This window comes from Actinoplanes sp. NPDC049265 (assembly GCF_043197135.1).
Lineage (GTDB): Bacteria > Actinomycetota > Actinomycetes > Mycobacteriales > Micromonosporaceae > Actinoplanes.
Genome location: NZ_JBICSP010000013.1, coordinates 39,744 through 53,002, shown reverse-complemented (window position 1 = coordinate 53,002; position 13,259 = coordinate 39,744). Strand labels below are relative to the sequence as shown.

The following is a 13,259-nucleotide window of genomic DNA, read 5'->3' as shown; positions in this document are numbered from 1 at the left end:
GCCAAGATTCCTGCGCCCCCGCGTGTATCCAGGGAAAGGCAGCATGGATCTGGTCACCCCGCCGGCCGTCGTGCCCGCGCGACATCGTCGCGGGGCCGGTGTGCCGCCCGCGCCGCGAACCGGCGACCCGAGCCCCGCGCGGCCCCGGTCGACGGCGCGGCGTCGCGAGCCGGCCGGTACGCCCGCCCGGGTCCGGTTGCTGGCGCTCACGGTCGCCCTTCTGGTCGCTGTGCTGGCCGTGCTGATCACCCTGGAGGTGCGGCGGGAGCGGGCCGGCCTGGCCGTGATCGGTGAGCAGACCGCGCCGGTGGTGATGGCCAGCAGCGACCTGTACTTCGCGCTCAGCGACATGGACGCGCAACTGGCCAACATTCTGCTGGTCGGTGACGAGACCGGCCTCGGCTTCACCCGGGACGAGGCTCTCACGATCTATCGGGACCGGCGTGGGGAGGTGAGCGCCGCGCTGCAACGCGCCGCCGAGACCGCGGACGCCGATCCGAGGGCCGCGCAGGCGGTTCGCGGCATCCTCGACGCCCTGGGCCGGTACGAGACGCTGGCCGCTCAGATGATCCTGCTGGACGGGCAGGACCCGCATCCGGCCGGCCGGCCCGCCGCGCCCACCCTGGCGAAGTACCGCCAGGCCACCGATCTGCTCAAGGCTGAGCTGCTGCCCGCGGCGCAGGGGTTGATCGACCGCAACACCCAGATCCTCGAGGACACCTACCAGCGGCAACGTGCGGTGACCTTCGCCGTCCGGGAGTGGGTCGTCGCCGCCGGGGCCGCCGCTCTCCTCGCCGTGCTGTTGCTGCAGGTATATCTGGCGCGCCGGTTCCACCGTTGGCTCAGCCCGGCGCTGGTGCTGGCCACCCTGGCCGTGGCGGGGCTGGGCGCGGGGGGTCTGGTGCTGACCACCGACGGCGCGGAGTACCTGCGGGTGGCCAAGAAGGACTCGTTCGACTCGGTGCTGGCCCTCAACCGCGCGCGGGCGGTCAGCTACGACGCGAACGCCGACGAGAGCCGCTACCTGGTCGACCCGCGACGCGCGGCCGCGTACGAGAAGGCGTTCTTCGGTAAGACGGATCAGCTGGTGAGCCTGGACGGCGCCACGTTGCCGACCTTCGACGGACGGCTCGCGGCGGCGTTGCGCGACTACCGCGCCGGCAAAGGGGCCGGCTGGCAGGGCTTCTACGGCAAGGCGTTCCGCAACATCACGTTCGAGGGTGAGGACACCGCCGCCGAGCGGACGCTGGTGGCGTACCAGACCTATCAGGTCGACGACCGCCGCATCCGCGCGCTGGCCGGGAGCGGGCGGCTGAGGGCGGCCATCGCGTTCTGCACCAGTTACCAACCGGGTGACTCCAACTACCACTTCAGCGCGTACGACAAAGAGCTCGCGGCCTGGATCGGCATCAACGAGGGCTGGTTCGAGCGCAGTATCCGCGACGGCGAGCGGCAGCTGGCCGGCTGGACGATAATCCCGGCCGCGACCGCGTCGACCGTGCTCGTGCTGCTGGTGCTGGGTGTTCGTCGCCGTGTGGGGGAGTACCGATGATCTCCTGCCGGCAGGACGGGTGTGCGGGCTCCTACGCCGCTGACGGCTACTGCGACGAGTGCGGGCTCAAGGCCGGGCCCGACGGTGCGGTGGCCGCGCCGGCCCGGACCCGGGTCGCGGCGCGGGGCGGTCTGGGCGCGAATCTGGTCATGGTGCCGCCGGTGCCGCTGCGCGACCCCGCGGCGGCGGTGCGGGCCGACCCGATGGTGCCCGAGTACCAGCGCTTCTGCGGACGCTGCGGGGAGCCGGTCGGTCGTGGGCGGGAGGGACGGCCGGGGCGTACGGAGGGGTTCTGCGCCAAGGACGGGACGCCGTTCTCGTTCGTGCCCCGGCTGGCCGCCGGTGACCTGGTCGACGGCCGCTACGAGATCCTCGGTGCCCTGGCGCACGGCGGGATCGGCTGGGTCTACCTGGCCCGTGACCGCAACGTGAGCGACGCGGCAGCCGAGCGCTGGGTGGTGCTCAAGGGCCTGATCGACACCGCCGACGAGGGCGCGGTCGCGTCGGCGATCTCCGAGAAGCGATTCCTCGTCGAGGTCGATCACCCCACCATCGTCAAGATCCACGATTTCGTACGCCATCCTGATCGGCGTGGAGGCCACCCGGTCGGCTACATCGTCATGGAGTACGTCGGCGGCCGGTCTTTGGGAGAGCTGGCAGCCGCTCGCGGAGGGCCGCTGCCCCTGCCGCAGGTGCTCGCCTATGCCTTGGAGGTGTTGCCCGCGCTCGGCTACCTGCACGGCCGCGGGCTGCTGTTCTGCGACTTCAAGCCGGACAACGTGATGCAGTCGGAGGAGCAGCTCAAGCTCATCGACCTGGGCGGGGTGCGCCGGATCGGCGATAACGACTCGGTGCTGTACGGGACGCCCGGCTACGAGGCGCCGGAGGTCTCGCGGGACGGGCCGTCCATCGGCTCGGACCTGTATGCGGTCGGCCGTGCGATCGCGCGGCTCAGCTTCCACTTCCCGGGCTTCTCCAGACGGCACGCGCACCGGCTGCCCGGCCGCGACGAGGTCGGCCTGTTCGTCCGGGAGGAGTCGTTCCACCGGTTCCTGCTGCGGGCGACCCATCCCGACGTACACCAGCGGTTCTCCTCCGCCGGCGAGATGGCCGAGCAACTGCTCGGTGTCCTGCGTGAGGTGCTGGCCGCCGCGGACGGCACACCTCGGCCGGGCGGTTCGGCCACCTTCACCCCGGAACGGCAGGTCTTCGGCGCGGCCGAGGGCGAGGTGACAGGCGTGCAGGTGACCGCCGCTCTGCCCGTACCCCTGGTGAACACCGACGACCCCGCGGCCGGCTACCTCGCCGCCTTGAGCGCGGCCACCGTCGCGACCTTGCGCGCCGCGCCGCTGCAAACCCTCGAAGTGCGGCTGCGCATCGTCCGCGCCCTGGTCGAAGAGGGCGATCCCGACGCCGCGACAGCCGAGCTGGCCGGCCTGCCCGACGACGGCACCGACTGGCGGTTGAGCTGGTCCGCCGGGCTGATCGCGCTCGCGGCCGGACGGTACGCGCATGCCCGGGTCTGCTTCGACGCCGTGTACGCGGCACTTCCCGGCGAACCGGGCGCGCAGCTGGCGTTGGCTGCGGCCTGCGAGCTGGCCGGGGATCGGGCCGGGGCGGCACGCCGGTACGAACGGGTGTGGCGGGTCGACCACGCCCATATCAGCGCCGCGTTCGGGCTGTCCCGGATGCGGCTGGCCGTGGGCGACCGGCCGGGCGCCGTGGCGGTGCTCGACGAGGTGCCGGAGACCTCCAGCCAGCAGGTGGCGGCCCAGATCGCCGCGGTGCGCGGCGGCATCGACCACCGGCCCGGCTCGCTGACTCGGGACGACCTACTGGAGGCCTCCACCCGGTTGGAGCGGCTGCGCCTGGACACTCGTCGGCAGGCGACGCTGGCCGTGGAGATGTTCCAGACCGCCCTGCGCTTCGTCGGCCGCTCGCGTCGGCCGGCGCCGGGATCGATGCTCGGGCACGGCCTGACCGAGCGTGAGCTGCGCTTCGGGCTGGAACGCAACTACCGGACCCTGGCCACCGTCGAGGAGAACGAGCGCGCCCGGCGCGCTCTGATCGACCAGGCCAACGAGGTGCGCCCGTGGACGCTGTTCTGACCCCGCCCGGCTTCAGGCCATCGTAGTGTTCGATTCGCGTCGTTGACGGCGGGCGGACGGATGTTGACGTCGTGGATAGGGCCACCGTCGACATCGGCCGGTCCCGCTTGTCAGCCGCGTCGAGGGGCCTGGCCGGATGGGCCCGCCGCGGCGTTGCGATGGAACGGTGCGGACCTCTGATGACGCGGGCGAGGATTCGAGGCGGCAGGACTGCCCGGCCCGTCGGTGGGCGTTAAGAACGCGTCAAGGGCGGGCGGTGCGGCGTAGTCATCGCGTTAACGCCCCTGCCGGTGGCCGCCCGGGTGAGGTGTGCTTCTTCCGGCAAGTACGCACAACCCCTCGTTCTGGAGGCCTTCAGTGGCTGATCTCGTGTTCGTCGTGATCACGGTGGTGCTGTTCGCAGCGCTGGCCGTGCTGATCCGGGCGGTCGAACGCTGGTGAGCGCCGTCAACCTCGTCGGCCTGATCGTGGCCGTCCTGCTCGGCGGCCTCATGGTCGCCGCCCTGCTGTTCCCGGAGAAGTTCTGATGGCCGGCTGGCTGTTCGTCATCACCCTAGTCGTCACCCTGGTGGCCGTGTACCGGCCGTTCGGCGACTACCTGTACCGCGTCGTCACCGGCAGGCGGAACAACGTGGTCGAGCGAGGCGTCTACCGCCTGGTCGGCGTCGACCCGGCCGCGGAGCAGACCTGGGGCGTGTACGCCCGTAGCGTCCTCGCGTTCTCCGCCGTGTCGATCCTGTTCCTCTACCTGTTCCTGCGTGTGCAGGACAAACTGTGGCTGTCGCTGGGCCTGCCCGCGGTGCCCGACCACATCGCCTGGAACACCGCGGTCAGCTTCGTCACCAACACCAACTGGCAGGCCTACTCGGGTGAGTCCACGATGGGCCATCTGGTGCAGATGGCCGGACTGGCCGTGCAGAACTTCGTCTCCGCGTCCGTCGGCATCGCGGTGGCGGTCGCGCTGATCCGCGGCTTCGCGAGCCGCGGCCACGGCACGCTCGGCAACTTCTGGGTCGACCTGACCCGGATCATCCTGCGGGTCCTGCTGCCGATCTGCGTGCTCGTCACGATCGTGTTCATGATCGCCGGGATGGTGCAGAACCTTTCCGGGGGTACGGACGTGACCACGCTGACCGGCGCCACCCAGCACATCACCGGCGGGCCGGTGGCCTCCCAGGAGGCCGTCAAGGAACTCGGCACCAACGGCGGCGGCTTCTACAACACCAACTCGGCGCACCCGTTCGAGAACCCGACGACCTGGACCAACTGGCTGGAGGTCTTCCTGCTCCTGCTGATCCCGTTCAGCCTGCCGCGGGTGTTCGGCCGGATGGTCGGGCAGAACCGGCAGGGCTACGCCGTCGTCGCCGTGATGGGCGTCCTGGCCCTGGCGGCGATCGCCCTGACCGTGGGCTTCGAGGCGCACGGCGGGGGCACGGTGCCACAGGCGGTCGGCTCGGCCATGGAGGGCAAGGACGTCCGGTTCGGCGTACCCGACTCGGCGACCTTCGCCGCGGCCACCACGCTCACCTCGACCGGCGCGGTCAACTCGTTCCACGACTCCTACACACCGTTCGGCGGCATGATGCCGATCGTCAACATGATGCTCGGCGAGGTCGCGCCCGGCGGCGTCGGCTCGGGCCTGTACGGTCTGCTGATCCTGGCCGTGATCACGGTGTTCGTCGCCGGCCTGATGGTCGGCCGCACCCCGGAGTACCTGGGCAAGAAGATCGGCGCCCGCGAGATGAAACTGGCCTCGCTGTACTTCCTCGTCACCCCGACCATCGTGCTGGCCGGCACGGCGGCGGCCTTCGCCACCGGCCACAACGCGACAGCGCTGAACGTGGGCCCGCACGGTCTCTCCGAGGTGCTGTACGCCTTCACCAGCGCCGGCAACAACAACGGTTCGGCCTTCGGCGGCATCACCGTCAACACGCCGTGGTGGGACACCGCGCTGGGCCTGGCCATGCTGGTCGGCCGTTTCCTGCCGATGGTGCTGGTGCTGGCGCTGGCCGGCTCCCTGGCCCGGCAGAAGGCCACCCCGGAGTCCGAGGGCACCCTGCCCACCCACCAACCCCTGTTCGTCGGGATGGTCGTCGGCGTCACCGTCGTGCTGGTCGCGCTCACGTTCCTGCCCGCTCTCGCTCTCGGACCCATCGCGGAGGGCCTGTCGTCATGACCCTGTGGACAAAGCCGGAAGATCGTCGTACCCCGGAGCTACATTCGGACCCACCCAGTGACGGGGTGGGGGAGGTGGCGGCGCCCGCACGACCGCGCGAAAAAGTCGGCAGCGGCCTGCTCGACCCGGCCCAGCTCTGGCGCTCCCTGCCCAGCGCCCTGGTCAAGCTCGACCCGCGCACGCTGTGGCACAACCCGGTGATGCTCATCGTCGAGGTCGGCGCGCTGTTCACCACCGTCCTGGCGATCACCGACCCGAGCGTCCTGGCCTGGGCGGTAACCATCTGGCTGGGGCTGACGGTGGTCTTCGCCAACCTGGCCGAGGCCGTCGCCGAGGGTCGCGGCAAGGCCCAGGCCGCGGCATTGCGTCAGTCCAAGACCGACACGGTCGCCCGCCGCGTTCTCGCCGGCGGCGCCGAGGAATCGGTGCCGGCCACCGAGCTGAGACAGGGCGACACGGTCATCGTCGAGGCCGGGCAGATCATCCCCGGTGACGGCGACGTGATCGAGGGCATCGCCAGCGTTGACGAGTCGGCCATCACCGGCGAGTCGGCGCCGGTGATCCGCGAGTCCGGCGGCGACCGGTCCGCGGTCACCGGCGGCACCCGGGTGCTGTCCGACCGGATCGTCGTGCGGATCACGCAGAAGCCGGGGGAGAGCTTCGTCGACCGCATGATCGCCCTGGTCGAGGGGGCCAACCGGCAGAAGACGCCGAACGAGATCGCCCTGAACATCTTGCTCGCCGCGCTCACGCTGATCTTCCTGCTGTCGGTGGTCACCCTGCAGCCCCTGGCCATCTTCTCCAAGGCGTGGCAGGCGGCGGCCCCGGACACGGCCGCGATCGACGGGAACGGGGTCACCGGGATCGTGCTGGTCTCGCTGATCGTCTGCCTGATCCCGACGACCATCGGGGCGCTGCTGTCGGCCATCGGCATCGCCGGCATGGACCGCCTCGTACAGCGCAACGTCCTGGCCATGAGCGGACGGGCCGTCGAGGCCGCCGGTGACGTCAATACCCTGCTGCTGGACAAGACCGGCACGATCACCCTCGGCAACCGGCAGGCGGCCGAGTTCGTACCCGTCGACGACGTCACCGCCGCGAGCCTCGCCGACGCCGCCCAACTGTCCAGCCTGGCCGACGAGACCCCCGAGGGCCGGTCGGTGGTCGTCCTGGCCAAGACCGATTTCGGGCTGCGTGAACGCGAGCCGGGCCTGATGACCCACGCCTCCTTCGTGCCGTTCACGGCACAGACCCGGATGAGCGGTGTCGACCTGAGCGCGGACGGCGGACAACCGGCCCGCGAGGTCCGCAAGGGCGCGGCCGCGGCGGTGATGAAGTGGGTCCGCGAGAACGGCGGACGCCCGACCGAACAGGTCGGCGAGATCGTCGACATGGTCAGCGGTACCGGAGGCACCCCGCTCGTGGTCGCGGAGCGGATCGCCGGACAACCCGCCCGGGCCCTGGGCGTCATCCACCTCAAGGACGTGGTCAAGGCCGGCATGCGTCAACGGTTCGACGCGATGCGGGCGATGGGCATCCGGACCGTCATGATCACCGGTGACAACCCGCGGACGGCCAAGGCCATCGCCGACGAGGCCGGCGTGGACGACTTCCTGGCCGAGGCCACCCCGGAGGACAAGCTCGCCTACATCCGCAAGGAGCAGGAGGGCGGGCGGCTGGTCGCGATGACCGGCGACGGTACGAACGACGCCCCGGCCCTGGCCCAGGCCGACGTCGGGGTGGCCATGAACACCGGCACGTCGGCGGCCAAGGAGGCCGGCAACATGGTCGACCTCGACTCCGACCCGACCAAGCTGATCGAGATCGTGGAGATCGGCAAGCAGTTGCTGATCACCCGTGGGGCGCTGACCACGTTCTCGATCACCAACGACATCGCCAAGTACTTCGCGATCATCCCGGCCATGTTCGCGGCCGTCTACCCGGGCCTGGACACGCTCAACGTCATGCGGCTGCACTCGCCCGGCTCGGCCATCCTGTCCGCGGTCATCTTCAACGCGCTGGTCATCATCGCGCTCATCCCGCTCGCCCTGCGCGGAGTGCGCTACACGCCGTCCGGCGCCGGCTCGCTGCTGCGCCGCAACCTGCTGGTGTATGGGCTGGGCGGCGTCATCGCCCCGTTCCTCGGCATCAAACTCATCGACCTGCTCATCCAGTTCATCCCAGGGATCTGACCACCATGCGACTTCCCAGCTGGCTCGCCCAGCACCTCGCGGCGCTGCGGGCGCTGCTCGTCCTCACCGTGCTCCTCGGCCTCGCCTACCCCCTGGTCATGGTCGGCGTCGGCCGCCTGCCCGGTCTGTCCGGCCGAACCGACGGCTCCCTCGTCACCGCCGGATCGAGCACGGTGGGCAGCCGGCTGATCGGCCAGGCGTTCACCGACGCGGACGGCAACGCCGACCGCAAGTACTTCCAGAGCCGGCCGTCCGCGGCCGGCGACGGGTACGACCCCACCTCCACCTCGGCCAGCAACCTCGGCCCGGAGAGCATCGTCGACACCCTGTCCGACAACCCCGACGACGCCTCGCCGAGTCTGCTGACCCAGGTTTGTGCCCGCAGCCTCGCGGTCGGCAAGCTGGAAGGCGTGAACGGCCGGCGCCCCTACTGCACCGCCGACGGCGTCGGCGCGGTCCTCGCGGTGTTCCGCCGCGACGGCTTCACCGGGCCGGTCACCCGTGTCGTGTCGGTCAACCAGACCGGCACACCGTTCCTGGCCAGCTATGGCGGCGTGCCCGTCGAACCCGCCCGGACCGGTGAGGACTACCAGGCCCTCGGCGGCGTCATGACCCCGATCCGCGGCGATGCTCCCGCCGAGCCGGCGGTGCCGGCCGACGCGGTCACCGCCTCCGGCAGCGGCCTCGATCCGAACATCAGCCCGGCGTACGCGCGCCTGCAGGCGCCGCGGGTCGCCCGGGAACGGAACATGGACGTGAACCGTGTTCGTCAGCTGATCGAGGACAACACCGACGACCGGGCACTCGGCTTCCTCGGTGAACCCGGGGTCAACGTGCTGACACTCAACCTCGCTCTCGACGGCAAGTAGCGACCAGGGGGGGCGGCGCCGACATGGCACGCGGAGAACTACGCATCTTCCTCGGCGCCGCCCCGGGCGTGGGCAAGACGTACACCATGCTCGAAGAAGCCCACCGGCGCGCCGAGCGCGGCACCGACGTGGTCATCGCCTTCGTCGAGACCCACGGGCGTAAGCACACCCAGGCCATGCTCTCCGACCTCGAACTCGTCGCCCGCAAGACCGTGCGGTACCGGGGGGTCGAGCTCACCGAGCTGGACCTCGACGCCGTGCTGGCCCGCAAGCCCGAGCTCGCCGTGGTCGACGAACTGGCCCACACCAACGTGCCGGGCTCGCGTCACGCCAAACGCTGGCAGGACGTGCACGAGCTGCTGGACGCCGGCATCGACGTGCTGACCACCGTCAACGTGCAGCACCTGGAGTCGCTCAACGACGTCGTCGCCCAGATCACCGGCGTCGAACAACGCGAAACCGTGCCCGACGCCGTGGTCCGGGCGGCCGGGCAGGTCGAGCTGATCGACATGACCCCGGAGGCGCTGCGCCGGCGGATGGCGCACGGCAACATCTACCGCCCGGAGAAGATCGACGCCGCGCTCGGCAACTACTTCCGCACCGGCAACCTCACCGCTCTGCGCGAGCTCGCCCTGCTGTGGCTGGCCGACAAGGTCGAGGACCAGCTCGGCCAGTATCGCGCCGACCACCGGATCGACACCACCTGGGAGACCCGCGAACGGGTTCTCGTCGCGCTCACCGGCGGACCCGAGGGTGACACCCTGATCCGTCGCGCGGCGCGGATCGCCACCCGGACCGCGTCACCCCGTTCGGGCGGCGCGGACCTGATGGCCGTACACGTCATCCGCAACGACGGCCTGGCCGGCGCCAACCCGGCGACCCTGGCCCGGCAGCGGGTCCTCGTCGAGAGCCTCGGCGGGACGTACCACCAGGTCGCCGGGGCGGACGTGCCGACCGCCCTGCTCGACTTCGCCCGCGCCGTCAACGCCACCCAGATCGTCCTCGGGGTGAGCAGCCGCGGCCGCTTGGCCCAGCTGTTCTCCGCCGGCGTCGGCGTCACCACCACGGCCCTGTCCGGCACGATCGACATGCACCTCGTCCCGCACGAACGGGCCCGCCAGGGCCGACGGGGCCGACGGATGCCCGCGGCGCTGTCCCGGCGCCGCCGGATCGCCGGATTCATCGCCACGGCCGCCGGGCTGCCGGCCCTGACCGGTCTGCTCGACGCTGGGCCGTCGCTGTCGCTGACCAACGACATCCTGCTGTTCCTGGCCGCCGTTGTCGGGGTGTCCCTGATCGGCGGCCTCTGGCCGGCGCTGCTCGCCGCGGTCGCCGGTTCCCTGATGCTCAACTGGTTCTTCACCCCGCCGGTAGGCCGGTTCACCATCGCCGAGGGCGCCAACCTGCTCGCCCTGGCCATCTTCGTGGTCGTCGCGATAGCGGTCAGCTGGGTCGTCGACACCGCCGCCCGCAAGACCCGGCAGGCCGCCCAGGCCGGCGCCGACGCGCAGACCCTGGCTACCGTCGCGGGCAGTGTGCTGCGCGGCGAACGCCCCCTGCCGGCGTTGCTGGAGCGGCTGAGGGAGACCTTCACCCTGGACTCGGTGACCCTGCTGGACTCCGGCACCGTGATCGCCGAAGCAGGCGGTCCGGCCTGCACCGCACCGGCCGATGCGGACGCCGAGGTCACCATCGACGACCACGTGACCATGCTGCTCAAAGGGCGGCCGCTGCAGGCCAGCGAACGGCGCATCGTCGAGGCCTTCGCCGCCCAGGCCACCCTCGCGCTGCGCCAGGAAAGGCTCACCGCCGAGGCCGCCGCGGCGAAACCGCTGGCCGAGGCGGACCGGATGCGTACCGCGCTGCTCGCCGCGGTCAGCCACGATCTGCGTACGCCGCTGGCCTCGGCCAAGGCCGCCATCGCCAGCCTGCGCAGCGACGACGTCGACTTCGACGACCACGACCGCAAAGAGCTCCTGGAGACCGCCGACGAATCGATCGACCGGCTCATCCGCCTGGTCACCAACCTGCTCGACATGAGCCGCCTGCAGGCCGGGGCGCTCGGCATCGCCCCGATCGACGTCGGCGCCGAGGAGATCGTCCCCCGCGCGCTCGACGACCTCGGCCCGCCCGGACGCACCGTGGAACTGCACATCCCCGACGACCTTCCCTACCTGCACGCCGACCCCGGACTGCTGGAACGCGTCCTGGTCAATCTGACCGCCAACGCCCTGCGGCACAGCCCGCCGGGCCGGCCCCCGGTCATCACCGCCAGCTCCCTCGGTCCGCGCGTCGAGATCCGGGTCATCGACCACGGCCCGGGCATCCCGGCGGACCGCTGGGACGACGTGTTCCTGCCGTTCCAGCGCCTCGGTGACCGGGACAACCACACCGGCGTCGGGCTCGGCCTGGCCCTGTCCCGCGGCCTGACCGAGGCGATGGGCGGCACCCTGACGCCCGAGGAGACCCCCGAAGGCGGCCTCACCATGATCGTCTCGCTGCCGGCGGTGGCGGCCCGATGACCCGCGTACTCGTCGTCGACGACGAACCCCAGATCGTCCGCGCCCTGAGCATCAATCTGCGCGCCCGCCACTACGACGTCGACGCCGCCCCCGACGGTGCCACCGCGCTGCACCAGGCCACCCGCCATCGCCCCGACCTCATCGTGCTCGACCTCGGTCTGCCCGACATGGAAGGCACCGAGGTCATCCGCGGTCTGCGCGGCTGGACCACGGTGCCGATCATCGTGCTGTCCGGCCGCGTCGGCAGCACCGACAAGGTCGACGCCCTCGACGCCGGCGCCGACGACTACGTCACCAAGCCGTTCGGCGTCGACGAACTGCTGGCCCGCATCCGCGCCGTCACCCGCCGCGTCCAGCCGCCGGGAGAAACACCCTCGATCGTCACCATCGGCCCGTACGCCATCGATCTGGCCGACCGCACCGTCATCGGCAGCGGCACCGAGGTCCGTCTCAGCCCCACCGAGTGGCAGCTGCTCGAACATCTGCTGCGCCACCCCGGCAAACTCCTCAGCCAGCAGGCGCTGCTGCACGACGTATGGGGGCCGCAGTACTCGACCGAGACCAACTACCTGCGCCAATACATGGCCCGGCTGCGCCGCAAACTCGAACCCGACCCCTCCCACCCCCGCCACCTGATCACCGAGCCCGGCATGGGCTACCGGTTCCGGCCCTGAAGGGCCGAGCATCCGTGGCCGCCAGGCGTTGTTGTCGTTGGCGCAGCAGCCATCCTGGCAGCCGCCCCCGTCGCCCGTCGTGGTGACGTTCAGGTGCGGGATGGGGCGGCGCAGCAGATGTCGCCGCGCCAGATGGCGAGCCGCGGGACCTGCACCTAGATTGCCGATATGTCTTTGGTTCGGCACCTGTGGCAACTGTACGAGCCCTTGCATGCGGTCACCTACTTCGCACCTCAGGCCCGGATCGCCTTCGAAGGCGCCGGACTGCGCGGGTTCTGGCGCGGATACTTCGCCGGGCGAGCAGCTCCGCTGGGCGCAGTGGCCGCCGCACCGGTGACTGCCTTGTTCTTCTCCTTCGCACCCGCCATGGTGGCTCGAGCCTTACCCGAGGTGTGGCAGCGCGTGTCACCGGAACAAGCCCTGGCTGCCCGCCTCCATGGTGCGGTGGACGCGTTGCGGGCCGTCCTGCCACCCGAGCCGCGGCGATGGGCGGAAGCCGCCGAGCTGTTGGAGGCCGCGGCCCAGGCCGCCGTGACCGACGGCCGGGCGCTCGGCGCGGCCAACGCGGCTCTGCCGCAGCCGACTGACGTACTCGCCCGGCTGTGGCACGCCGCCACCGTGTTGCGTGAACACCGCGGCGACGGGCACATCGCCGCTTTGGTGGCCGCCGAGATCACGGGCTGTCAAGCGCTGGTCCTACACGATGCGCTGCATGGCGACCGAGAACAACTGCAACCGAACCGGGGCTGGACCGACAGCGAGTGGGACGCCGAGGCCCGGGCCTTGGCGCAGCGCGGCTGGCTCGACCATGACGGCCGACCCACGGCGACGGGCCAGGCCGCACACCGAGCCGTCGAAAGTCGCACCGATCAGCTCGCCGCCCAACCCTGGACCACGCTCAGCTCAGCCGATCAGACCCGACTGGCAGACCTGCTGACACCGCTGGCCGACGCCGCCGACGCGGTCGTGCCCTACCCCAACCCCATGGGCGTGCCACGCGCTGTTCACTGACGTACGCCAAGAGGCACGACTCCGGGTCTCGCCCAGCGGGCGTCGAGCGCCGTTACCGGTTTCGCCCAGAAGGCGTACGCCGAGCTCGTTGCCGAGACGCTGATCGGCACCTCGCCGCGGGTGGCTCATCTCGTCGTCAAGGGAGTGATCGGGAC

10 protein-coding genes are annotated in these 13,259 nt (G+C 71.1%); all 10 read left to right on the top strand.

Translation table 11 applies throughout. The features are described 5' to 3' along the window. The first annotated feature begins 43 nt into the window (after positions 1-43). The 10 genes from ACGFIO_RS28020 (at position 44) to ACGFIO_RS27975 (ending at position 13,104) form a co-directional block, all read left to right on the top strand. The gene (locus ACGFIO_RS28020) at positions 44-1,552 is read left to right on the top strand and encodes a hypothetical protein (RefSeq protein WP_392830087.1); all 1,509 of its coding nucleotides are present in this window, start codon (positions 44-46) and stop codon (positions 1,550-1,552) included. Beyond that, the gene (locus ACGFIO_RS28015; protein ID WP_392830085.1) at positions 1,549-3,660 is read left to right on the top strand and encodes a tetratricopeptide repeat protein; all 2,112 of its coding nucleotides are present in this window, start codon (positions 1,549-1,551) and stop codon (positions 3,658-3,660) included. Before ACGFIO_RS28020 ends, ACGFIO_RS28015 begins: the two co-directional genes overlap by 4 nt. Before the next feature lie 309 nt (positions 3,661-3,969). Next, positions 3,970-4,101, top strand: a complete 132-nt coding sequence (locus tag ACGFIO_RS28010; protein ID WP_392830084.1) for a hypothetical protein — start codon at positions 3,970-3,972, stop codon at positions 4,099-4,101. After that, complete coding sequence (locus ACGFIO_RS28005; RefSeq protein WP_392830082.1) at positions 4,098-4,187, top strand: K(+)-transporting ATPase subunit F; 90 nt, start codon at positions 4,098-4,100, stop codon at positions 4,185-4,187. Before ACGFIO_RS28010 ends, ACGFIO_RS28005 begins: the two co-directional genes overlap by 4 nt. Next, positions 4,187-5,836, top strand: coding sequence for a potassium-transporting ATPase subunit KdpA (kdpA, locus tag ACGFIO_RS28000; RefSeq protein ID WP_392830080.1), 1,650 nt, complete (start codon positions 4,187-4,189; stop codon positions 5,834-5,836). Before ACGFIO_RS28005 ends, kdpA begins: the two co-directional genes overlap by 1 nt. 74 nt (positions 5,837-5,910) lie before the next feature. Next, complete coding sequence (gene kdpB / locus ACGFIO_RS27995; protein ID WP_392830078.1) at positions 5,911-8,028, top strand: potassium-transporting ATPase subunit KdpB; 2,118 nt, start codon at positions 5,911-5,913, stop codon at positions 8,026-8,028. A gap of 5 nt (positions 8,029-8,033) precedes the next feature. Further along, positions 8,034-8,897, top strand: a complete 864-nt coding sequence (locus tag ACGFIO_RS27990) for a potassium-transporting ATPase subunit C (RefSeq protein ID WP_392830076.1) — start codon at positions 8,034-8,036, stop codon at positions 8,895-8,897. 23 nt (positions 8,898-8,920) lie between these two features. Then, entirely contained in the window at positions 8,921-11,419 is a 2,499-nt protein-coding gene (locus ACGFIO_RS27985; protein WP_392830074.1) for a DUF4118 domain-containing protein, read from the top strand. Beyond that, a complete protein-coding gene (locus tag ACGFIO_RS27980) occupies positions 11,416-12,093 on the top strand; it encodes a response regulator (protein ID WP_392830072.1) in 678 nt (225 codons plus the stop codon). The genes ACGFIO_RS27985 and ACGFIO_RS27980 overlap by 4 nt, the downstream gene beginning before the upstream one ends. Positions 12,094-12,261: 168 nt before the next feature. Next, complete coding sequence (locus ACGFIO_RS27975) at positions 12,262-13,104, top strand: hypothetical protein (RefSeq protein WP_392830070.1); 843 nt, start codon at positions 12,262-12,264, stop codon at positions 13,102-13,104. Positions 13,105-13,259: the final 155 nt, after the last annotated feature.

Excerpts from the sequence above, each read along its gene's own strand:
- ACGFIO_RS28020 (WP_392830087.1), top strand. The coding sequence starts at position 44 with ATGGATCTGGTCACCCCGCCGGCCGTCGTGCCCGCGCGACATCGTCGC.
- ACGFIO_RS28015 (WP_392830085.1), top strand. The coding sequence starts at position 1,549 with ATGATCTCCTGCCGGCAGGACGGGTGTGCGGGCTCCTACGCCGCTGAC.
- kdpA (WP_392830080.1), top strand. The coding sequence starts at position 4,187 with ATGGCCGGCTGGCTGTTCGTCATCACCCTAGTCGTCACCCTGGTGGCC.
- ACGFIO_RS27990 (WP_392830076.1), top strand. The coding sequence starts at position 8,034 with ATGCGACTTCCCAGCTGGCTCGCCCAGCACCTCGCGGCGCTGCGGGCG.
- ACGFIO_RS27985 (WP_392830074.1), top strand. The coding sequence starts at position 8,921 with ATGGCACGCGGAGAACTACGCATCTTCCTCGGCGCCGCCCCGGGCGTG.
- ACGFIO_RS27980 (WP_392830072.1), top strand. The coding sequence starts at position 11,416 with ATGACCCGCGTACTCGTCGTCGACGACGAACCCCAGATCGTCCGCGCC.
- ACGFIO_RS27975 (WP_392830070.1), top strand. The coding sequence starts at position 12,262 with ATGTCTTTGGTTCGGCACCTGTGGCAACTGTACGAGCCCTTGCATGCG.